This is a genomic window from Brevundimonas sp. (assembly GCF_036400995.1).
In the GTDB taxonomy this organism is placed as follows: domain Bacteria; phylum Pseudomonadota; class Alphaproteobacteria; order Caulobacterales; family Caulobacteraceae; genus Brevundimonas.
This window is the reverse complement of record NZ_DASWWG010000040.1, coordinates 17757-38472: the sequence shown is the minus strand read 5'-3', so window position 1 is coordinate 38472 and position 20716 is coordinate 17757. Positions and strand designations below refer to the sequence as shown.

General features: G+C 70.2%; 25 protein-coding genes. 19 read left to right on the top strand and 6 right to left on the bottom strand.

All coding sequences use genetic code 11. The features are described 5' to 3' along the window. Positions 1 to 140 precede the first annotated feature (140 nt). The 4 genes from VGE03_RS05780 to VGE03_RS05765 are packed head-to-tail and all read left to right on the top strand — an operon-like array spanning position 141 to position 3081. The gene (locus VGE03_RS05780; RefSeq protein ID WP_331045524.1) at positions 141 to 1076 is read left to right on the top strand and encodes a peptidylprolyl isomerase; all 936 of its coding nucleotides are present in this window, start codon (positions 141 to 143) and stop codon (positions 1074 to 1076) included. Beyond that, positions 1073 to 2473 (top strand): bifunctional glutamate N-acetyltransferase/amino-acid acetyltransferase ArgJ, encoded by a 1401-nt coding sequence (gene argJ, locus VGE03_RS05775; RefSeq protein WP_331045523.1) that lies wholly within the window; start codon positions 1073 to 1075, stop codon positions 2471 to 2473. Before VGE03_RS05780 ends, argJ begins: the two co-directional genes overlap by 4 nt. Continuing rightward, positions 2470 to 2880, top strand: a complete 411-nt coding sequence (locus VGE03_RS05770) for a (deoxy)nucleoside triphosphate pyrophosphohydrolase (protein WP_331045522.1) — start codon at positions 2470 to 2472, stop codon at positions 2878 to 2880. The genes argJ and VGE03_RS05770 overlap by 4 nt, the downstream gene beginning before the upstream one ends. Before the next feature lie 21 nt (positions 2881 to 2901). Then, positions 2902 to 3081 carry a Flp family type IVb pilin gene (locus VGE03_RS05765; protein ID WP_331045521.1) on the top strand — a complete coding sequence of 60 codons (180 nt, stop codon included), beginning with the start codon at positions 2902 to 2904 and terminating at the stop codon, positions 3079 to 3081. Here the strand turns inward: VGE03_RS05765 and VGE03_RS05760 are convergent. Continuing rightward, complete coding sequence (locus tag VGE03_RS05760; RefSeq protein ID WP_331045520.1) at positions 3078 to 3974, bottom strand: methyltransferase domain-containing protein; 897 nt, start codon at positions 3972 to 3974, stop codon at positions 3078 to 3080. The genes VGE03_RS05765 and VGE03_RS05760 overlap by 4 nt on opposite strands. Here VGE03_RS05760 and VGE03_RS05755 point away from each other — a divergent pair. The 7 genes from VGE03_RS05755 (at position 3973) to VGE03_RS05725 (ending at position 8188) form a co-directional block, all read left to right on the top strand. Further along, positions 3973 to 4779 carry a ComF family protein gene (locus VGE03_RS05755; protein ID WP_331045519.1) on the top strand — a complete coding sequence of 269 codons (807 nt, stop codon included), beginning with the start codon at positions 3973 to 3975 and terminating at the stop codon, positions 4777 to 4779. The two genes, VGE03_RS05760 and VGE03_RS05755, sit on opposite strands and share 2 nt — an antisense overlap. Positions 4780 to 4844: 65 nt before the next feature. Continuing rightward, positions 4845 to 5102 carry a glutaredoxin 3 gene (gene grxC, locus VGE03_RS05750; RefSeq protein ID WP_331045518.1) on the top strand — a complete coding sequence of 86 codons (258 nt, stop codon included), beginning with the start codon at positions 4845 to 4847 and terminating at the stop codon, positions 5100 to 5102. Then, positions 5099 to 5935, top strand: coding sequence for a carbon-nitrogen hydrolase family protein (locus VGE03_RS05745; protein WP_331045517.1), 837 nt, complete (start codon positions 5099 to 5101; stop codon positions 5933 to 5935). The genes grxC and VGE03_RS05745 overlap by 4 nt, the downstream gene beginning before the upstream one ends. Beyond that, positions 5932 to 6366 carry a DUF1178 family protein gene (locus VGE03_RS05740; protein WP_331045516.1) on the top strand — a complete coding sequence of 145 codons (435 nt, stop codon included), beginning with the start codon at positions 5932 to 5934 and terminating at the stop codon, positions 6364 to 6366. The genes VGE03_RS05745 and VGE03_RS05740 overlap by 4 nt, the downstream gene beginning before the upstream one ends. A gap of 4 nt (positions 6367 to 6370) precedes the next feature. After that, entirely contained in the window at positions 6371 to 7198 is an 828-nt protein-coding gene (locus VGE03_RS05735; RefSeq protein WP_331045515.1) for a helix-turn-helix domain-containing protein, read from the top strand. 31 nt (positions 7199 to 7229) lie between these two features. Continuing rightward, entirely contained in the window at positions 7230 to 7700 is a 471-nt protein-coding gene (locus VGE03_RS05730) for a DUF6265 family protein (RefSeq protein ID WP_331045514.1), read from the top strand. An 11-nt stretch (positions 7701 to 7711) separates the two neighbouring features. Then, complete coding sequence (locus VGE03_RS05725; RefSeq protein WP_331045513.1) at positions 7712 to 8188, top strand: GNAT family N-acetyltransferase; 477 nt, start codon at positions 7712 to 7714, stop codon at positions 8186 to 8188. 45 nt (positions 8189 to 8233) lie between these two features. On the opposite strand, the gene VGE03_RS05720 is transcribed toward VGE03_RS05725, so the two are convergent. The 3 genes from VGE03_RS05720 to ubiG all read right to left on the bottom strand — a co-directional run bounded on the left by VGE03_RS05720 (position 8234) and on the right by ubiG (position 9764). Then, complete coding sequence (locus tag VGE03_RS05720; protein ID WP_331045512.1) at positions 8234 to 8461, bottom strand: hypothetical protein; 228 nt, start codon at positions 8459 to 8461, stop codon at positions 8234 to 8236. A gap of 98 nt (positions 8462 to 8559) precedes the next feature. Next, entirely contained in the window at positions 8560 to 8934 is a 375-nt protein-coding gene (locus VGE03_RS05715; RefSeq protein ID WP_331045511.1) for a hypothetical protein, read from the bottom strand. 26 nt (positions 8935 to 8960) lie between these two features. Continuing rightward, a complete protein-coding gene (ubiG, locus tag VGE03_RS05710) occupies positions 8961 to 9764 on the bottom strand; it encodes a bifunctional 2-polyprenyl-6-hydroxyphenol methylase/3-demethylubiquinol 3-O-methyltransferase UbiG (RefSeq protein ID WP_331045510.1) in 804 nt (267 codons plus the stop codon). A gap of 55 nt (positions 9765 to 9819) precedes the next feature. Here ubiG and VGE03_RS05705 point away from each other — a divergent pair, with 55 nt between their 5' ends. The 7 genes from VGE03_RS05705 (at position 9820) to VGE03_RS05675 (ending at position 17980) form a co-directional block, all read left to right on the top strand. Next, complete coding sequence (locus VGE03_RS05705; protein WP_331045509.1) at positions 9820 to 11094, top strand: aspartate kinase; 1275 nt, start codon at positions 9820 to 9822, stop codon at positions 11092 to 11094. 114 nt (positions 11095 to 11208) lie between these two features. After that, positions 11209 to 13413, top strand: coding sequence for a phosphoenolpyruvate--protein phosphotransferase (ptsP, locus tag VGE03_RS05700; protein ID WP_414644897.1), 2205 nt, complete (start codon positions 11209 to 11211; stop codon positions 13411 to 13413). Positions 13414 to 13602: 189 nt separating this feature from the next. Beyond that, entirely contained in the window at positions 13603 to 14670 is a 1068-nt protein-coding gene (locus VGE03_RS05695) for a helix-turn-helix domain-containing protein (RefSeq protein WP_331045507.1), read from the top strand. 59 nt (positions 14671 to 14729) lie between these two features. Further along, positions 14730 to 15881 carry a flavodoxin-dependent (E)-4-hydroxy-3-methylbut-2-enyl-diphosphate synthase gene (gene ispG, locus VGE03_RS05690; RefSeq protein WP_331045506.1) on the top strand — a complete coding sequence of 384 codons (1152 nt, stop codon included), beginning with the start codon at positions 14730 to 14732 and terminating at the stop codon, positions 15879 to 15881. A gap of 58 nt (positions 15882 to 15939) precedes the next feature. Continuing rightward, positions 15940 to 16812 carry an alpha/beta hydrolase gene (locus VGE03_RS05685; RefSeq protein ID WP_331045505.1) on the top strand — a complete coding sequence of 291 codons (873 nt, stop codon included), beginning with the start codon at positions 15940 to 15942 and terminating at the stop codon, positions 16810 to 16812. A gap of 4 nt (positions 16813 to 16816) precedes the next feature. Next, the gene (locus tag VGE03_RS05680; protein WP_331045504.1) at positions 16817 to 17407 is read left to right on the top strand and encodes a glutathione S-transferase N-terminal domain-containing protein; all 591 of its coding nucleotides are present in this window, start codon (positions 16817 to 16819) and stop codon (positions 17405 to 17407) included. An 87-nt stretch (positions 17408 to 17494) separates the two neighbouring features. Next, positions 17495 to 17980 carry a translation initiation factor 2 gene (locus tag VGE03_RS05675; RefSeq protein WP_331045503.1) on the top strand — a complete coding sequence of 162 codons (486 nt, stop codon included), beginning with the start codon at positions 17495 to 17497 and terminating at the stop codon, positions 17978 to 17980. Between the two features lie 64 nt (positions 17981 to 18044). On the opposite strand, the gene VGE03_RS05670 is transcribed toward VGE03_RS05675, so the two are convergent. Further along, the gene (locus VGE03_RS05670) at positions 18045 to 18824 is read right to left on the bottom strand and encodes a sulfite exporter TauE/SafE family protein (RefSeq protein ID WP_331045502.1); all 780 of its coding nucleotides are present in this window, start codon (positions 18822 to 18824) and stop codon (positions 18045 to 18047) included. Positions 18825 to 18987: 163 nt separating this feature from the next. Between VGE03_RS05670 and prfA the strand changes: the two genes are divergently transcribed. After that, a complete protein-coding gene (prfA, locus tag VGE03_RS05665; RefSeq protein ID WP_331045501.1) occupies positions 18988 to 20055 on the top strand; it encodes a peptide chain release factor 1 in 1068 nt (355 codons plus the stop codon). Here prfA and VGE03_RS05660 read toward each other — a convergent pair. Continuing rightward, a complete protein-coding gene (locus VGE03_RS05660) occupies positions 20052 to 20711 on the bottom strand; it encodes an HPP family protein (RefSeq protein ID WP_331045500.1) in 660 nt (219 codons plus the stop codon). The two genes, prfA and VGE03_RS05660, sit on opposite strands and share 4 nt — an antisense overlap. Positions 20712 to 20716 lie beyond the last annotated feature (5 nt).

Sequence of the window (20716 nt, the reverse complement as noted above, 5' to 3'; positions counted from 1 at the left end):
GGTGCGCCCGTGACAGGCGCGCGCGAGGGCCGCGCGAACGATCGAAAACCCCTCGACTTGGGCGCAGGCGGGACTTAAGCACCGGCCTTATCCCTGTCAACGCGAGGGCCTTTCGCCGCCCGCAGACGGAGCGCGCCTGCATGAGGCCTTCCCGCGTCCTGTTTCCCCTGTTGATGGCGCTTGCGCTGACCGTGACGGCCTGTGGCCGGGGCGGCGGATCCGAGCGTCCCCCGGAGCCCGGCGACCGCGCCGTGGCCCGCGTTCTGGACGAGACCATCTGGGCCTCCGACGTCAAACGGGAGGCCGTGGCGCAGGGGCTGGTGGGCGAGGGCGAGCCGCTGGACGTCTCCTCCGCCCTGTTCCGCCGGGTGCTGGACGAGGTCATCGACCAGAAGCTGCTGGCCCGCGAGGCCGAGCGCCGCGGTCTGGACAATTCGCCGCTGGCCCAGCGCCGGCTGGCCGCGACCCGGGAGCGCATCCTGGGCGACATGCTGGTCGAGACCGTCGTCAACGACAAGATTTCCGATCAGGCCGTCGAGGCCATCTATCGCGGCCAGCTGGATCTGGCCCGGACGTCGGAGGAGGTGCGCACACGCCTGATCCTGTCGCGCACCCGCGCCGAGGCCGACGCCGTCGTCGGCATTCTGGGGCAGGGCGCCGCGTTCGAGGCTGTAGCCATGGAGCGCTCGATCGACGAGGCGACCCGCTTCTCGGGCGGCGATCTGGGCTATTCGACCCTCGACGTCATGCCCGAAGCCTATCGCAACGCCCTGCGCGACCGGCCCGCCGGCTCGACGGTGGGTCCGTTCCAGACCGAGGGCGGCTGGGCCGTCCTGCGCGTGGAGGACCGCCGCCGGGAGACGCCGCCGACGCTGGAACAGGCCCGGCCCCAGATCGTGCGCTATCTGACCTATGAGGGCGTCCGGCAGCTGCTGGAGGACCTTCGCCGCAAGTCGGAGGTCGAGATTCTCCCCGGCGCGGAAGGCGCCCCCTCGCAGGAGCCGGCCTCGGCTCCGACCGTTCCGCAACCGGCCCCGGCCGCTCCCGCAACTCCTGTTCCCGCCAAGGCCCGATGAGCAAGACGCCCTCCAACACCGGTCGCGGGTCGACCGGCCAGAAGATCGAGCAGGCCCTGGAGAAGGCGCTTGAGCCGGTGACCACCGCGATCAAGCGCGCCACCACGCCGTCGAAGCCCGTGGCCGCGCCGGCCGCCGCCGCCGCGCCCGGCAAGCCCGGCCTGCAGGTCTCGCCTCTCGCCGTGCCCTTCCCGACCATCCCGCCCATCGGCGGCGTCGAGATCGCCACCGGCCGCGCGGGCTTCTACAAGCATGAGCGCGAGGACCTGGTGGTGTTCAGCTTCGCGCGCGGCACGACCTGCGCCGGGGTGTTCACCCGCCACAAGGTCGGCTCGGCCCCCGTCGACTGGTGCAAGCGCCATCTGGGCGCCGAGGACGGCGGCAAGGACGTGCGGGCGCTGGTCGTCAACGCCGGCTGCGCCAACGCCTTCACCGGCAAGGCCGGGGCCGACGCGGCCCGCCGCACCGCTTCGGAGGTCGCCAAACGGTTCGGCTGCCGCCAGCGCGACGTGATGCTGGCCTCGACCGGCGTCATCGGTGTGGTGCTGGATGATCGCAAGATCGCCTCGCGTCTGCATGACATCGAGGCCGGTCTGGACCCGGACAACTGGGCCCGCGCCGGTCAGGCCATCATGACCACGGACACCTTCCCCAAGGGGTCTTACGCCGAGTGCGAGATCGAGGGGCACAAGGTCCGGATCGCCGGCATCGCCAAGGGGTCGGGCATGATCGCGCCGGACATGGCGACCATGCTGGCCTTCATCGTCACCGACGCCGCCATCTCGCCCGCCGTGCTGCAGGCCCTGCTGGGGCTGCACGTTCGCACCACCTTCAACAGCGTGACGGTCGACGGCGATACCTCGACCAATGACACCGCCCTGCTGTTCGCCACCGGAACCTCGGGCGCGCCGCGCATCGGCCGGGTCGGCGACCGCCGCCTGAAGGACTTCAGCCGCGCGCTGGACGAGGTGATGCTGGACCTCGCCCACCAGCTGGTCCGCGACGGCGAGGGGGCGACCAAATTCGTCAAGATCACCGTGGACGGCGCCGCCAGCCCCGCCTCGGCCCGCAAACTGGCCAAGTCGATCGCCGACAGCCCGCTGGTGAAGACCGCCCTCGCCGGCGAGGACGCCAACTGGGGGCGCGTGGTTATGGCTGTCGGCAAGACCGAGGAGACGGTCGACCGGGACCGCCTGATGATCAAGTTCGGGCCCCACGTCGCCGCCATCGACGGCGCGCCCTCGCCGACCTACGACGAGGCGAAGATGAGCGCCTACATGAAGAACCCGGAGATCGACATCACCGTCGATGTCGCCTCCGGCCGCGCCTCGGCCACCGTCTGGACCTGCGACCTGACCAAGCGGTACGTCGAGATCAACGGCGACTATCGCTCGTGAGTGAAGGCGTCAAAACCGTCCTCGTCGTCGCCGTCGCCCTGATTGACACCGGCGGTCGCGTGCTCATCGCCCAGCGGCCCGAGGGCAAGCAGCTGGCGGGGCTGTGGGAATTCCCGGGCGGCAAGGTCGAGCCGGGCGAGCGTCCTGAGGCCGCCCTGATCCGCGAGCTCCGGGAAGAACTGGGCATCGACGTCAACGAGGCCTGCCTCTCGCCGTTCGTGTTTACCAGTCACGGTTACGAGTCCTTTCACCTGTTGATGCCACTTTACCTCTGCCGACGTTGGTCGGGGGTGGTTCAGGCGCGCGAGCATTCGGCCCTGAAGTGGGTGCGGCCGGCGCAGCTGGTGGACTATCCCATGCCTCCGGCGGACGAACCCCTGATCGCCTGGCTGCGCGATCTGCTCTAGCCGTCCGGAAGGGAGGCGACGATGAAACGCTTCCTCACCCGCTTCCGGCGCGACGAGAACGGCGCGACCGCCATCGAGTACGGCCTGATCATCGCCCTGATCTTCCTGGTCATCCTGTCGGCCCTGACAGCCTTCGGCGGCACGGGCAGCGGCATTTTCAACGCCGCCATGGACAAGCTGCGCGCCGCGATGGGCGGCTAGCGTTCGTCGGGCTCCTCGCCCGTCTGCTCCTTCACGCCCAGGGCGTCCGCGAGCCGCATCTGCGCCGAACCGCGCGGCAGGGGCTTCTGCTGGCTGTCATGCGGGGCCCAGCCGGCCAGATGCACGATCTCGAAGGTGGCGGGGATGCGACCGTCCGGCTCCCCGAACCGTTCCGCATAGAGCCGGGCCGCGCGGGCGATGATGCCCCGCGTCAGGGGGCGGCCTTGTCCCGCCAGTACATTGGTCTCGCCCATCGCCCGCAGGTCGCGGATAAGGGCGAACAGGTCGGGATAGCGCACGGTCAGCCGGTCGACGTCCGACACCGGCAGGGCGAAGCCCGCCCGCTGCAACAGGGCCGCGCCGTCGAAGCCGTCGGCGAAGGGCGAGACCCGCGCCTGCGCTCCGCCGCGCTGCTCCAGCTCCGCCTCGGTCAGGACCGCGCGCAGCTCCTTCAGGGTTCCGGCGCCCAGCAAGGTGCCCACGAACAGGCCGTCCGGTTTCAGCGCACGGCGGATCTGGCTCAGGGCGCCCGGCAGGTCATTGGCCCAGTGCAGGCTCATCAGGCTGACGATCAGGTCCTGGGACTGATCCTCCAGCGCCAGAGGCCCGGCGCCCGGTCCGGCGCGGGACAGGCGGTCCCCGATGCTGCGCACCGGGCCGACCCGCGCGGCGGCGTAGCTGTCGACCAGAGCCGCGGCGAACGGCCCCGGATGGGCGGACAGGTCCGCGACGTCGGGCCACTCGCGCAGCAGGGCGTCCAGGCTGTCGACGGCGGTCTGGGCGGCGCGCGCATGCAGGAAGTCGGCGCCGGCGAAGGATTTGTCGCTGCGTTCCAGCCTTGCCGTACGGCGCTGGCTGTCGAAGATTACGGGGGGACCGGAGGAGGGGCTCATGAGCCTTCAGGATGGGGTCTGGCGGGCGCGTTGGGAAGCGGCGACCGGTTTCAGCCGCCGGATGGGCGTCCGGTTCGGCCGTGGCGTGGCCGATCTGCTGCTGCCGCCGCTGGCGCATGACAGCCCGGAAGCGACGGCCTCGGCGGGGTTGACCGCCGACGCGTGGAGCCGGGTGGTGTTCCTCGAGGATCCGGTCTGCGACGGCTGCGGCGCGGCCTCCGAGATGGACGGCGGAGCCTTCGCCTCCGACCGGTGCGCCGCGTGCCTGGCGAAACCGTACGCCTTCGCCCGGGCCCGGGCGGCCTGCCTGTACGATGAGGCGTCGCGCGGTCTGATCCTGAAGTTCAAGCACGGCGACCACCAACCGTTCGCGCCCCTGTTCGCGCGCTGGCTCAGCCGGGCCGCAGCACCCCTGCTGGCCGAGGCCGATGTGATCGCGCCGGTGCCGCTGCACCGCTGGCGGCTGCTGTCGCGTCGGTTCAACCAGGCGGCGGAGGTGGCGCGGCCGCTCGCCCGCGACGCAGGGCTGGACTATGTGCCCGACGCCCTCGTGCGCCGGACCCACACCACCAGCCAGGGCGGAAAGTCGGCGCGAGGGCGTCGCCTGAATGTGAAGAAGGCCTTTGAGGTCACGCCCGCGGGCGCGCGTCGCATCCGGGGACGGCGCATCCTTCTGGTCGACGATGTGTTGACCACGGGCGCCACCGCCGAGGCCTGCGCAAGGGCGCTTCTGGAGGCCGGCGCCCGTGCGGTCGACCTAGCCGTCATCGCCCGGGTGCGAACCGTGCGGGAACTGACTATGTAGGGTGAAACGTCCCCGGCTGTCGCGCGACGGTGTTGCGCGGGCCCTGTTCTGAGTTGGAGAAACCTTTGGCTGACGTCGTCCTCTACACCAAACCCGGATGCCCCTACTGCATCGCGGCCATGGCCCTGCTGGAGAAGAAGGGCGTGGCGTTCACCGAGATCGTGGCCTCGAACGACCCGGCGAAGAAGCAGGAGATGATCCAGCGCTCCAACGGCCGGATGACCTTCCCGCAGATCTTCATCAACGGGACCCATGTCGGCGGTTCGGATGATCTGCACGCGCTTGACCGCAAGGGCGAGCTGGACCCAATGCTGGCGGCATGACCACGCTCCCCGTCGCCCTGATCCAGACCCGCACCCCGGCCTCGCCGGCGGCGGCCTTCGCTCATGTCGAGCCCCTGATCCGTCAGGCGGCCGAGGGCGGGGCGAAGCTGATCCTGACGCCCGAGGCCTCCAACTTCCTGATCCAGGACCGCGCCGCCCGAGAGGCGGTGCTTGCGACCGAGGACCGGGACGAGGCGGTGCTGAAGCTGCGCGAGCTGGCGAAGGAATTGGGCGTCTGGCTGCTGATCGGTTCGGCCATCGTCAGGTCGGGCCATGAGGGCGATGACCGGGCGGCCAACCGCTCCCTGTTGATCAACGACCGGGGCGAGGTTGTCGCCACCTATGACAAGCTGCACGTCTACGACGTGGACCTGCCGACCGGCGAGCGCTGGCGCGAGAGCGCCTCGGTGCGTCCCGGCGACGGCGCGGTGGTCGCCGAAACGCCGTGGGGCGGGCTGGGCCTGACCATCTGCTACGACATCCGCTTCCCGCAGCTTCACCGGGCCCTGGCCAAGGCCGGGGCGAAGATGATCGCGGTCCCCGCCGCCTTCACCGTGCCGACCGGCGAGGCGCACTGGGAGGTCCTGCTGCGCGCCCGCGCCATCGAGAGCGGGGCCTGGGTCCTGGCCCCGGCGCAGGCCGGCGAGCACGAGGACGGCCGCAGGACCTGGGGGCGCTCCACCGTCGTCGCGCCGTGGGGCGAGGTGGTCGCGAAATTGGACAATGACGAGCCCGGTGTTTTGTTCGCCACGCTCGACTTCGACGCGGTCGACAAGGCGCGCAACGCCGTGCCCCAGTTGACGCACGACCGCGAGTTCGCGCTGCCGCAATGATCCGCTACGCCCTCAGCTGCGACGACGGCCATGGGTTCGAGGCGTGGTTCGGCTCGTCGAGCGACTACGATGACCAGTCCTCCCGGGGGCTGGTCGAATGCCCCGTCTGCGGATCGCGGTCGGTCGCCAAACAGATCATGGCCCCGGCGGTCTCCGGCACGAAGAAGTCCGCCCCCGCCGCGGACGCCGCCGCGAAGATGCGCACCATGATGACGGAGGCGGCGCGGGAGGTCCGGACTCACGTCGAGCAGAATTTCGACTACGTCGGCGACGCCTTCGCCCGCGAGGCCCGCGACATTCACGAGGGTCGCTCCGAGAAGCGCGAGATCTACGGTGAGGCCACGCCCGCCGATGTGAAGAAGCTGCGCGACGACGGCGTGCCGGTCGCCCCCCTGCCCAACCTCCCGCCCGACAAGTCCGAGGTCCACTGAGGCCATGGCGGGGGCGGGGGAGCGATATGAGGAGTTCGAGCCGCCCGTGGCGCTCCGGCCCTTCGTCCGGACGATCTGGACCTACGCCGACCCCGATCCGGCCCCGGTGGTCCAGCGGATCGCGCCCGACGGCTGTCCCGAACTGATCTTCGACCTCGGCGCGCCCTATGAGGAACAGGGCGAGGACGGGGTGTGGCGGTTGCAGCCTTCGGTCATCTTCGCCGGACAGATGACACGGCCGCTGGCCCTGCGTCCGGCAGGCCCGACCGAGCTGGTCGCGATCCGCTTCCGGCCGGACGGGGCGCGCGACTGGCTGGGCCGTCCGTTGGTCGAGGCGACGGACCGGCGGCTGGACATGACGGATCGCCTGCGCGGTTTCTCGGCCGCTGCGGGCGACCCGGCCGGGCAGGTCGAGGCCTTCGCGCGCTGGCTCGGGGACGAGCGGCGGCGAGCCCCGTGGTCGGTCGATGCGGTGGTGCGGGACGAGATCGAGCGCGCCTCGGCGGACGCGCCCCCGGCCGAGCGCTCGGCGGCGGAGCAACGCGCGCTGCAGCGGCGTTTCGCGGATCGGGTCGGGGTGTCGCCGCGCATGCTGCGGTCCATCTTCCGGTTCCGGCGGGTGTTCGACCACGCCGCCCATCCGGGCCAGCCCGCCGCGGAAGGCTGGCTCGGGGCGGGGCTGGAGGCCGGTTATTTCGACCAGCCCCAGATGGCGCGGGATTTCCGCCGCTTCCTCGGCTGCACGGCGACGGACTGGGCGCGCGAGCAACACGCCCTGGCCCGGGCCATCGCGTCGCAAACCTACAAGCCGGACGCGGGCCACCCGGCCTAGCTTGCCTTCGAACCCCGGAGGGAGACCCGAAATGCTGACCGCCCTGATGATGACCGCCGCCCTCATCACGCCGCAGGCCGACTTGCGGCCCGATCTGGGCTGGATGGCCGGCTACTGGCTGTCCTGCGACGGCGGCCGTCAGGTCGCCGAGACCTGGAGCCCGCCGCGCGTGAACCTGATGGCCGGCACCTCGATCACCGTGCGCAACGGCCGCGTCGGCTGGGAGCTCTCCCGGATCGCGCCGACCGGCCCCGCCGCCGATGCGCCCCTGGCCTATTTCGCCATGCCGGAGGGACAGGCTCCGGCGATCTTCCCGGTGGTCGAGTCCGCCCCGAACCGCGTGGTCTTCGAACAGCCGGCCCACGACTTCCCCAAACGGGTCATCTATGAACGCGACGGCGATGTGCTGAACGCCCGGATCGAGGGCGAGATCGACGGACAGATGAGGACCATCCGGTGGCAGTTCCACAAGGCGGAGTTCAACAGCAACTGCCCCGCCTGAGCTGGCGGCCGATGACGACGGCCGATCTCGACGCGGTCGCCGCCATCGCCGTGATCGGCTTCCCCGACCATTTCGAGGGGCGGGACTGCTTCGAGAACCGGCTGGCCCTCCATCCGTCCGGTTGCTTTGTCCTCTCGGACGGGCCGGGCGAGCCGAAGGGCTATATGGTCGCCTATCCCTGGCGGTCGGACAGCGCTCCCGCCCTGGACACCCTGATCGACGCGATCCCGGACGACGCGGCGGTCATGTACCTGCACGACCTTGCCCTGCATCCGGACGTGCGGGGCGGCGGCTATCCGGGAGAGGTGGTCGAGCGCCTGGCCGCGACGGCGCAAGCGGCGGGCTGGCCCGCGGTGGCGCTGGTGGCAGTCAATGACGCGGCGCCCTTCTGGGCCCGGCACGGCTTCGTCGTGCGCGAGACGCCGGAAATGGCGGCCAAGCTGGCCTCCTACGGTTCCGACGCCCGCTACATGGTGCGCGCGCTCTAGAGCGAAATCGGTCGGGTCGGGCGTCGCCCAACCCGGTTCAGATTTCTAGTCGCGGACGCGGGTCCAGCCCTTTTCCGCCATACACTGGACGAAGGCGGTCGCGCCCTCATCGTCATTGCCGACGGCGCGGCGACAATCCCGCTTCGCGTCGTCGAAGGGTTGGGCGTTCCCGCCGGTCCAGCGATAGTCGGCGTCGACCCCGATGACGGTCACGCAGGCGGCGTTCAGCAGGGCGGCGGCGCTGACGGCCGCGACGATGATCAGGCGTTTCATGGGATCGGCTCCGGTGAAGGTCACGCCGATATCTGTGGCGCGTCGTGGCGCGCCGATCCCGTTAAAACACTGACAGGTAAGTGAATTCGCCGTAAGGCTCAGCCTGCCGGGGCAGGAGCGGGCGTCCAGCTGCGATCGCGCTGGCCCGAGCAGTCGGGCAGGGGCGTGGTCTCCGGCGGCGTCGGCGCGCCGCCCACGGCCATCCAGATCCCGACCCATTGGCCGCGGTACGCATCGACGCCGACCGGCCAGTCCATCTGCGGGATGCTGGTGCGGATGCGGGTGTCGAGCGCCCGGTTGCCGGAAGACTGGACGATCACGGCCTCGCCCACCCGGGTGCTGTTGGGACGGCTCCAGCGGATGCAGACCCCGGCCACGCCGCGGGTGGCGGTCGCCGCCTCGGGAGCGGACTGGACGGCGGCTTCGGCGGCGGGCGTGGCGGTCAGTGTGGTGGCGAGCAGCAGGGCGATCATGGGGTTTCCTTGTCGCCCGACCGGGTTCAGTCCCGCGTGGCGATCATCATGTAGTTGATATCCACGTCCTGCCCTTCGCGCCAGCGATCCGCCAGAAGGTCGTAGGCGAGGCCGAACGGGCCGGTGACGGTCACCGGCTCGGGCGCCAGCATGGCGCGGATTTCGTCGGGCTTGAGGAACTGGTTCCAGTCGTGGGTCCCGGCGGGCACCCAGCGCAGCACATATTCGGCCGCGAACTTGCCCAGGGCCAGCGCCTTCAGCGTCCGGTTCAGGGTGGCGACGATCATGAGGCCGCCGGGCTTCACCAGCCGCGAACAGGCCCGGACGAACGCCTCCGGATCGGCCACGTGCTCGATCACCTCCATGGTAAGGACCACGTCGAACGGCCCGGCGCCCTCGGCTTCCAGCTGCTCGACGGTGGCGGCGCGGTAGGTGATGTCCAGCCCCGACTGCTCCGCGTGGGCGCGGGCGGTGCCGATGTTCTCGCTGGAGGCGTCCGCCGCCGTCACGGCGAAACCCAGCCGCCGCATGGGTTCGGCGATCAGGCCGCCGCCGCAGCCGACGTCCAGAAGGGTCAGGCCGGCGAAGGCCTCGCGCTGCTTCGGATCGCGTCCGAACCGCTCGGCGACCCGGTCTCGCACGAAGGCCAGCCGGGCCGGATTGAACCGGTGCAGGGGTGCGAAGGGGCCGCGCGCATCCCACCATTCCGCCGCCTGGGCCGAAAAGCGGGCCACGTCGGCGGGGTCGATCGACGGCCCCTCCGCCTGATCGTTGAATTCCCCGGCGCTTTGGGGTTCCCGCGCCGATACCGTGCCGTTAGAAGCAGCCATGGCGCAGCGATGAACCGGCGCGCCGTTTCATGCAAGTACGGAGCTGCCTGCCAGGATGACGCGGACCGACTCACAGCGACTGGTGATGAAGTTCGGTGGGACGTCGATGGGCGACCTCGAGCGCATTCGTCGCGCCGCCCGGATCGTCGCCGCCGAGGCGGCCTCGGGCAAGAAGGTCGCGGTCGTCGTCTCGGCCATGGCGGGCAAGACCAATGAACTGGTCGCCTGGACCGACGGCGCCGGCCGCCCGGCCGCGGGCATCGAGATGTCGGACGACGAATACGATGTCGTCGTCGCCTCGGGCGAACAGGTGACCTCGGGCCTCCTGGCCCTGACCCTCCGGAACATGGGGCTGAACGCCCGCAGCTGGATGGGCTGGCAGATCCCCATCATCACCGACGACGCCCACGGCCGCGCTCGCATCGAGGACGTGCCGGGCGAGGTGCTGGGCGCCGCCCTGGACACCGGCGAGATCGCGATCGTTCCGGGCTTCCAGGGCGTGACCCGCGACGGGCGCATCACCACCCTGGGCCGCGGCGGCTCGGACACCTCGGCGGTGGCGGTGGCGGCGGCGCTGGAGTGCCCCTGCGACATCTACACGGACGTCGACGGCGTCTACACGACCGACCCGCGCATCGAATCCCGCGCCCGCCGCCTCGAAAAGGTCTCCTACGAGGAGATGCTGGAGATGGCCTCGCTGGGCGCCAAGGTGCTGCAGACCCGTTCGGTCGAACTGGCCATGGCGAAACAGGTCCCGGTGCGGGTCCTGTCCAGCTTTATTGAACCCGACGCTGACGGCGTCATGCCCGACAAGGGTGGAACCCTGATCTGCGACGAGGAGGAGATCGTGGAAAAGCGCATCGTGTCCGGCGTGACCATGAGCCGTGACGAAGCCCGCATCACCCTGCTGGGCCTGTCCGACCGGGTCGACGCGCCCGCCGACGTCTTCACCCGCCTGGCCGAGGCCAATGTGAACGTGGACATGATCGTCCAGTCGCAGGCCCGTACCGCCGGGACGGTCAACCTGACCTTCACCACCGGCCGTCGCGACGCCCAACGCGCCGCCGAGCTGATGCAGGCCGCCCAGGCCGAGGTCGGCTTCGAGGAGCTGCGGGTCGACGAGGACGTCGCCAAGGTCTCGGTCGTCGGCGTCGGCATGCGCAGTCACGCGGGCGTCGCCCAGACCATGTTCAAGGCCCTCGCGGACAAGGGCGTGAAGTTCCAGGCCATCTCCACCTCGGAGATCAAGATCAGCGTTCTGATCGATGCGGCCTATGCGGAACTGGCCGTTCGTGCGCTTCATGCGGCTTACGGATTGGAAGCCGTCTAGATTTAAAGCTTCGCGGTTCCCATCTAGGGAGCCGGATTTTAGGGAGGGGCCATGCCGGTTGGCGGATTGACGACGAGGGGGCCGCGTAACCTCCTTCGCCAGATCCGCGAGGCTATGGCGGGGGCCGCGCCGGCCCAGCAGCGGCTCGACACCGTTGTCAGGATCATCGCCCAGTCGATGGTCGCCGAAGTGTGCTCCATCTATCTGCGCCGGGCGTCGGGCGAACTGGAGCTGTTCGCCACCCAGGGCCTGAAGCCCGAGGCTGTTCACAACACGCGTCTGCGGCCCGGCGAGGGTCTGGTCGGCGAGGTGGCGCGCAGCGCCGGGCCGATCAGCCTGTCGGACGCCCCGTCCCACCCCAGCTTCTCCTACCGTCCGGAAACGGGCGAAGACCCCTATCACGCCTTCCTCGGCGCGCCCCTGCTGCGCGGCGGCCGGGCCATCGGGGTGCTGGTCGTCCAGAACCGGTCCGAGCGTCGCTATGACGAGGACGAGGTCGAGGACATCCAGACCATCGCCATGGTCTTGGCCGAGACCGTCGCCTCCGGCGAACTGCTCGGACAGGAAGAGCTGCGCGACATCGAGGTCGCCCCGCACCGCCCGGAGCGGCTCAAGGGCCAGCGCTTCGCGGAGGGCCTGGCCTATGGCCATGTCGTGCTGCACGAGGCGCCGGTCGCGCCGGAGAACCTTCTGGCCGAGAACCAGCAGGTCGAGGAAATCCGCCTGCGCGAAGCCCTGATCGGGCTGAAGGCCAATATCGACGCCATGCTGGAAGGCGGGCAGGGCAAGCTGGCGGGCCAGTCCTTCGAGGTGCTCGAAACCTACCGGATGTTCGCCGACGACCGGGGCTGGAACCGGTCGCTGGAGGAGGCCGTGCGCACCGGCCTGACCGCCGAGGCCGCCGTCGACCGCGTCCGCAACGAGCACCGCGCCCGCTTCGCCAAGGCCCGCGACCCCTACATCAAGGAGCGGCTGCACGACTTCGAGGACCTGGCCAACCGGCTGTTGCGGGTTCTGGCCGGCGACAGTCCCGGCCTTCGCGATCTGCCCGATGACGCCATCCTCGTGGCCCGCAACCTCGGGCCCGCCGATCTTCTGGAGTATCCCCGCGACAAGCTGAGAGGCCTGCTGCTGGAAGAGGGCTCGGCCGCCAGCCACGCGGCCATCGTCGCCCGCGCGCTTCAGATTCCCTGCGTCGGCCGCCTGATGGGCCTGCGCGACCGCCTGTCCGAGGGCGATGTGGTCATCGCCGACGGCGAGACCGGCGAGGCCTATCTGCGCCCCCGGCCCGACATGCTGTCGGCGGTGCAGTCGCGGATGGAAGTCCGCAACCAGCGGCAGGCCGAGTTCGCCAAGCTGCGCGACGTCGCCCCCGTCACCGCTGACGGCCAGCGCATCAGCCTCCTGACCAACGCCGGTCTGGCCGTGGATCTGGAGAACCTGGACGCCACCGGCGCCGAAGGCATCGGCCTGTTCCGCACCGAGTTCCAGTTCATGGTCTCGGAGGAGCTGCCGCGGCTGGAGAGCCAGACCGCCCTCTACCGTCTGGTGCTGGACACCGCGGGGGACCGGCCGGTCACCTTCCGCACCCTCGACATCGGCGGCGACAAGGTCCTGCCGTACCTGGAGACCGAGCGGGAGGAAAACCCCGCCCTCGGCCGCCGCGCCATCCGTCTGGGTCTGGATCGTCCGGCCATGCTTCGCCTGCAGCTCCGCGCCCTGCTGGGCGCCGCGGCGGGCCGGGAGCTGCGGGTCATGTTCCCGATGATCGCCACGGTGGACGAGTTCCGCGCCGCCCGCGAACTGGTGGACATCGAGTGCGCCTGGGCGCGGCGTCGCGGCCGCGAACTGCCCGCCCTGCTGCGGGTCGGGGCCATGATCGAGTGCCCCAGCCTGCTGTGGCACCTGGACGCCCTCCTGCCGCTGACCGACTTCGTCTCGATCGGCACCAATGACCTGTTCCAGTACATGTTCGCCGCCGACCGGACGAACCCGCTGGTCTCCGATCGCTACGATCCCCTGTCGCCCCCGGCGCTCAGGGCGCTGGCGGAGATCCAGAAGAAATGCGCCGACACCGGCACCCCGGTCTCCGTCTGCGGCGAGCTGGCCGGTCGTCCGCTGGAGGCCTTCGCCCTGCTGACGCTCGGTTTCACCCGTCTGTCGGCTCCGGCCGGCGGGGTGGGCCCGGTCAAGCGGATGATCCTGTCGACCGACCTGTCGGCCGCGCGCCGGGGTGTCGCCAGCCTGCTCGGCTCGTCCTCGGCCTCGGTGCGGGGCGAGCTCGAGACTCTGGCCCGGAAGTTGAACGTCCAGATTTGATCTGTGCCGGGCCGGAACGGCCGTGGTGCTTAACAAATCATTGATCGGTCGACTCTTATGAGTTATCCACAAGGCGAATTCGGCGGGTCTGCGGGGGCAGGCCCAGACTGTCATCCCAATATGGTACAGGGGCCGGGTTCGAGTACGACGGGCGTGGATGACGCGCCGTCGAGTGTGGGATCAGGCGTCATGGCGCTGGATGCGGGCAAGGGCCCGGAAGAGTACGGGGCGGCAGACTGGAAGGAGCTGGTTCCTTCCATCACCGATGCGCCGACTCTGGGCGAAGGCCTGCGGATCGCGCGTGATCATTCCGGCCGCTCGCTGGCCGAGCTGTCGACCATCACCCGGGTGCCCGCCCGCTATCTGACCGCCCTTGAGCAGAACGATTTCTCGGTCCTGCCCAATCGCGTCTTCTCGATCGGCTATGTGCGCGCCTACGCCGGCGCCTTGGGGCTGGACGAGCAACTGGCCGTCGAGCGTTTCAAGCGCGAAAGCCCGGACCCGTCCGTGCCGCTGCAGCCGCCGGTCGGCGTCGCGTTCGAGGAAGTGAAGCGCTATTCGCCCCGCCTGATCGCCGGCTTCGCCGTGCTGTTGCTGGCGGTGGTGGGCTGGAATGTGTTCCAGCGCGTCAGCTTGCTGCGCGCGCCGCAGCCGTCGGATATCGCCGAGGTGCCCGAGACCTGGCGTCTGGGCACCGTGCCCGGGCAGTCGGCCATGCGCCTGACCGCCCCGCATCCGGCTCCGCCGGACCAGACCATTCCGGCCCTGTACGTGACTCCGGGCCTCGAGATGCAGCTGACCGGCGTCGATCCCACCGCGGCCGAAGGCGCTGCGCCGCCGCCGCCGGTGGCCAAGGCCTTCAACCCGCGCGGCGCTATCTACGGCGCCTCGGCCAGCGCCTCGGACGTGATCATTCAGGCCCGCAAGGCCGCGGCCATCGTCGTGCGCATGGGCGACGGCCGGGTGTTGTTCGCCCGCCAACTGGCCGCCGGTGAAGCCTGGCGCGCCCCGCTGGGCGTCGCCGCGACCATCGACGCCTCGGACTTCGGCGCCTTCGACGTCTATCTGAACGGCGAGCACGGTGGGGCCCTGACGGCCGAACATACGCCGCTGGCCCAGCTGAACAGTCGCGCCCAGACCCTGGCCCGGCAGGCCGCCGCCGAGGTCGCCGCCCGCGCCGAAGCCGCCCGTCAGGCGGCCCAGGCCCAGCTGCAGGCCGTCAGCCAGGTCGCGACGGCGGCGACGACCGGCGGCTGACGCCCGCGTCATCGCTTGTCGTGGCCATGCCGCATTCGTGAGCCTATGTTGGGCCCAGCATGAGCCTCGACCACACCCACGTCCGCCCCTGGCGCCATATCGAGCGTCGCAAGAGCCGTCAGATCATGGTGGGCAATGTCCCCGTGGGCGGCGGCGCGCCGATCTCGGTCCAGTCGATGACCAATACGCCGACCTCGGACGCGGCGGCGACCATCGACCAGATCCGGCGGCTTGAGGAGGCGGGCGCCGATATCGTCCGCGTCTCCTGCCCGGATGAGGAGTCGACCGCCGCCTTCCGCACCATCGCGCGCGAGGCGAAGGTCCCGCTCGTGGCGGACATCCATTTCCACTACAAGCGCGGCATCGAGGCCGCCGAGGCCGGCGCCGCCTGCCTGCGCATCAATCCGGGCAACATCGGCAACGCCGAGCGGGTGAAAGAGGTCATCAAGGCCGCCCGCGACAATGGCTGCTCCATGCGGATCGGCGTCAACGCCGGCTCGCTGGAGCGCGAACTGCTGGAGAAGTACGGCGAGCCCTGCCCCGACGCCATGGTCGAGAGCGCGCTGAACCACGCCCGCATCCTGCAGGACAACGACTTCCACGAGTTCAAGATCTCGGTGAAGGCGTCCGATCCCTTCCTGACCGTCGCCGCCTATCAGCAACTGGCCGACGCCATCGACTGTCCCCTGCATCTGGGCGTGACCGAGGCCGGTCCCCTGCGCACCGGCACCATCAAGTCCGCCATCGGCATGGGCTCCATGCTGTGGGCGGGCATCGGCGACACCATCCGCGTGTCGCTGGCCGCCGATCCGGTCGAGGAGATCAAGGTCGGCTTCGATATCCTCAAGTCGCTCGGCCTGCGGCACCGGGGCGTCAACATCATCGCCTGTCCGTCCTGTGCCCGTCAGGGCTTCAACGTCATCGAGACGGTCGGCATCCTCGAGGAAAAGCTGGCCCATGTGACCACGCCCATGTCGCTGTCGATCATCGGCTGCGTCGTGAACGGTCCGGGTGAGGCCCTCTATACCGACGTCGGCTTCACCGGCGGCGGCAAGGGGTCGGGCATGGTCTATCTGAACGGCAAGATCGCCCACAAGCAGGCCAACGACGGCATGATCGACGAGATCGTCGCCCAGGTCGAAGCCAAGGCCGCCGAACTGGAGGCTGCCCGCAAGACCGCCGAACAGCCGAGCTTCGAAGCGGCGGAATAGGCCTGTCCGCCTCCCGGGTCCTGCGCTAGTCAGGCGGGGTATCCGGAGGGGAGTTCCAATGATCCGTCGCGACACGGCCGCGTTTGTTTCCGCGCTTGTGCTGGGGTTCGCCCCGACCGTTCCGGCCTTCGGGCAGGATGCGCCGGCGCCGGCCGCCGCGCCCGCGTCCCCGGCCGCCACCCACGTCTCGCTTCCCTCGCCGGACGGCCGGACCATCGATCTCAGCGTCTGGCAGGCCGAAAACGAGCAGGCGGTGATCGTCTTCGGCCACGGCTGGGGCGCGCAGCCCGCCGCCTATCGCCGGATCATCGCCTACTGGATCGCCCACGGCTTCACCGTGGTGTCGCCGATGCACACCGATTCCATGCAGCACCCGGCGCACGCCGAGGCGACGCCGCAGAGCATCTTCACCACCCGGATCATCGATCTGGCCGTCGTGCGCGGCTATGTGAAGGCCACCCATCCGGGCAAGCCGCTGATCGGCGCGGGCCACTCGTTCGGCTCGCTGAACGCCCTGATGGAGGCCGGGGCGGTGACCATCGCCGGGCCGCAGGGCGACCCTGATATCAAGGTGGTTGTCGCCCTCTCGACGCCGGGGCTGGTCCCCCAGCTGGTCAATCCGCAGACCTTCACCACCGTGACGACGCCCGTTCTGGTCGTCACCGGCGACGCCGATCTGGTGCAGGGCTTCGTCACCGATCCGCGCGACCATCGCGCCGCCTTCGACACCAGCCCGGCGGGCGACAAGATGCTGATGACCTTCGCGGGCGGCGACCACAGCCTGATCGGCAACGCCGACGCCGCGGACTTCGATCTGATCGCCGCGACCACGGTCGATTTCATGCGCGCCCATGCCCTGGGCGACGCCGCCGCCCGCGCGCGCCTCCAGTCCCTGACCGCGCCCGAGGGCGTCACCATCGAGCGTCGCTGAGACCATGAAGCTCTACATCACCGCCCCGTCGCCCTTCGCCCGCAAATGCCGGATCGTCGCCCGCGAGAAGGGGGTTCCGGTCGAGGAGGTCTTCGTCGACCCCTACGCCAATGCGCCGGAGTTGCTGGCGTCCAACCCGGTCATCCAGGTGCCGTCGCTGATCGCGGACGACGGCCTGCCGATCAACGACAGCCCGGTCATCTGCGAATATCTGGACGCCATCGGCTCCGGTCCGCGGCTGCTGCCGGACGCCGGGGCCGAGCGGCTGCGCGTGCGCCGGATCGAGACCACGGCTGACGGCCTGCTCGAGATGGGCGTCAAGCTGGTGCTGGAGAAGCGCCGTCCCGAGCACGAGCGGTCGCCGTCATGGATGGAGCGCTGGACCGCCAACATGCATCGGGCGCTGGACGCGCTTGAAGCCGCCGACCTGTCGGCCGACGACGTCCATATCGGCGTCCTGACGGCGGGCGTCGCCCTGACCTGGATCGGCTTCCGTCATCCCGATTTCGACTGGTCCACCGGCCGTCCGCGGCTGGTCGCCCTGCAGGCCGCGCTGGAGGCCCGCCCGAGCTTCCGGGAAACCTTCCCTTCCTAGGCGAAGGCTGATTGACCGCGTCTCAGGGTGGTGCGAGAAGCGCTGAGGTTCACCGGGGGGTGAGCCGGTAATCCTTTGGGGGACTTCATGATTTCGGTTCGTGCCGCGCGCCTCGGCGTGCGGGCGCTCACGCTCGTCGGCGTGGCGCTTTCGCTTCCTGCCTGCGCCACCATCACGCGCGGGACCAGCCAGACTTTCACCGTCGAAAGCACGCCGCCGGCGGCGCATGTCTCGACGTCCAACGGCTTCCAGTGCGAAGCCACGCCCTGCACCTTCCGCATGCCGCGCAAGGACCCGTTCCGCGTGACCATCTCGCTGGAGGGCTATGTCACCCAGGAGCACCAGATCGACAGCGGCGTGTCCGGCGCCGGCGGCGCGGGCTTCGCGGGCAATGTCCTGGTCGGCGGCCTGATCGGCATGACCGTCGACGCCACCTCGGGCGCGATGAACGACCTGCGTCCGAACCCGCTGATCGTCACCCTGTTGACGCCGGAAGAGCATGCGGCCGCCCAGGCCGAAGCCGAGCGTCAGGCCGCCGCCGCGCCGGCCGCCGCCTCGGGATCGGCCGACTGACCTCCGGATCGGGTTATCAAGTCGAGGGGGCGGTCGGGCTACGGTCCGGCCGCCCCTTTCGCATTCAGAGCACGCCCGCCAGTTGCAGCCCCTGGAACAGGGCCAGCACGATCAGCAGGCCGCCGACCGCATAGGTCATCGGGCGGCGCGGCACGCGCTTGGCGATCAGGCCGGCGAACGGCGCCGCCATCAGTCCCCCGACGACCAGTCCGCCGACCGCCGCCGCATGGTTCTGCAGCGCATCGGCCTCTTCCCAGTGGCCGGTGACCAGCGACCAGACGAAGGTGGCGCTGATGGCGACGGTCAGGAAGAACTCGGCGGTGTTCACCGTGCCGATCGCCCGACGGGGCTCCTGTCCGGCGCCGACGAGGGTCGAGGAGACGGTCGGGCCCCATCCCCCGCCGCCGATGGCGTCCAGAAACCCGCCGATCGCGCCCAGCGGGGCGACGATCCAGGCCGGGCGGATGCGGCGCGGCGTCACGTCATGCCCGGCCCGCCACAGGATCCAGACGCCCATGAGCGCCAGATAGGCGATGACGAACGGCTTGACGACGTCACTGTCCAGACCAGCCAGCACATAGGCGCCGACGCATCCGCCGATGACCCCCGCGATCGCCAGCGGGATCAGCAGCCGCCACTCCACATTCCTGTGCCAGGCGTGGCTCCCGGCCGAGGCCGCCGTGGTGAAGACCTCCGCCCCGTGCACGCTGGCCGAGGCCGTCGCCGGCGGCACGCCGAACGCCAGCAGCACGGAGGAGGAGATCACACCATAGGCCATGCCCAGGGATCCATCGACCGCCTGGGCGAGAAAGCCCACGGCCAGAAACAGGAGGAAGGTTTCCATGCATGCCCCGTCTGTCGCACCCTCAGGCGCCGATCTTCGCCCAATGAACCCCGACGGCAAAGGTTGCGCCGTTCACGGATGGCTGATCCGCTCGTGACCGCGCATCGACAGGGCGGGGCAGGGCAGGCTAAAGGCTGCGACCCGCCAACGACGGATATCTCCCTTGCGACTGCCCCAGGCCCGGCTCGATCAGGTGCTCGACCGTTTCCACGAGGTGGAGGCGCGCATGGGTGCGGCCAGCGACGGCGCCGAGATCGTGCGCCTGTCGAAAGAGCATGCCGAGCTGAAGCCGGTCGCCGACGCCGTCCAGGGGCTGGCCAAGGCCCGCGCCGAGATGGTCGATCTGGAAGCCATGGCCGAGGATCCGGAGATGGCCGACATGGCCGCCGAGGAGCTTCAGGCGCTCAAGGAGCGGCTGCCCGATCTGGAGCGTGACGTCGCCCTGCTGCTGGCCCCGCGCGACGCCGACGAGAACGCCTCCGCCGTGCTGGAAGTGCGCGCGGGCACCGGTGGCGACGAGGCCGCCCTGTTCGCCGGCGATCTGTTCCGCATGTACTCCCGCTACGCCTCCACGCGCGGCTGGCGGGTCGAGGTCGACAGCGCCACCGAAGGCGAAATGGGCGGCTACAAGGAAGTCATCGCCACGGTCACCGGCGAGGGCGTCTTCGGCCGCCTGAAGTTCGAAAGCGGCGTTCACCGGGTCCAGCGCGTGCCCGCCACAGAGACCCAGGGCCGAATCCACACCTCGGCCGCCACCGTGGCCGTCCTGCCCGAGGTCGAGGACGTCGAGATCGAGATCCGCGATCAGGACATCCGCATCGACACCTATCGGTCGTCGGGCGCCGGCGGTCAGCACGTCAACAAGACCGACTCCGCCGTCCGCATCACCCACCTGCCGACCGGCATCGTCGTGACCTCGTCCGAGAAGTCGCAGCACGTGAACCGCGACAAGGCGATGAAGAACCTGCGCGTCCGCCTGTACGACATGCAGCGGCAGGAGAAGGACAAGGCGCGTTCGGACGCGCGCAGGTCGCAGGTCGGCTCGGGCGACCGGTCCGAGCGCATTCGCACCTACAACTTCCCGCAGGGCCGGGTGACGGATCACCGGATCGGCCTGACCCTGCACAGCCTGCCGCAGATCCTCGAGGGCGACCTCGATCCGATGCTGAACGCCCTGATCGCCGAGGACCAGGCCGCGCGTCTGGCCGATCTGGAAGCCGAGTTCGGCTAACGCCCGCGGGCCGCGGCGTTCTCCAACGCCAGCTTGACCACCGCCTTCAGGTCGGACCGGCTGATGTCCAGCGGTTCGCCGACTGTCGCGAGGGCGGCGTCGATGTCGGCGTCCGTCACCGGCGCGGGCCCCTTCGCCTTGACGGCGCGGTGCGGCCAGGCGTGGCCCGAGAGCCGGTGGAACAGGAAGCCCGCCAGCCCCAGCAGCACGGCGTTCAGGCCGATGGGGACGAGGGCGAACATCAGTCCGGCGCCCTGCACCGCCGAGCCGCCCAGCACGCCGATCAGCGCCGTCGATCCGCCGGGCGGGTGCAGGCAGCGCAGCAGGGACATCAGGGCTATGGCCGCGGCTACGGCGACGCCCGCCGCGATCATCGGGTCCGGGATCAGGCGCGCCACGACGATGCCGGTCAGGGCCGAGACCACATGGCCGCCGACCAGCGGCCAGGGCTGCACCAGCGGGCTGGCGGGGACGACGAACAAAAGCACCGAAGAGGCGCCCATCGAGGCGGCCATGACGAGGGGCGCGGGACCGTCGGCGCCGACGATCAGGCGCGACAGAAGGGCGGTCGCGCCGATGCCCAGAAGGGCGCCGAGGCAGGCGATCATCCGGTCGCGCACCGTGGCGCCCGCCAGAATGGGTTGAAACAGCTTCATGGACG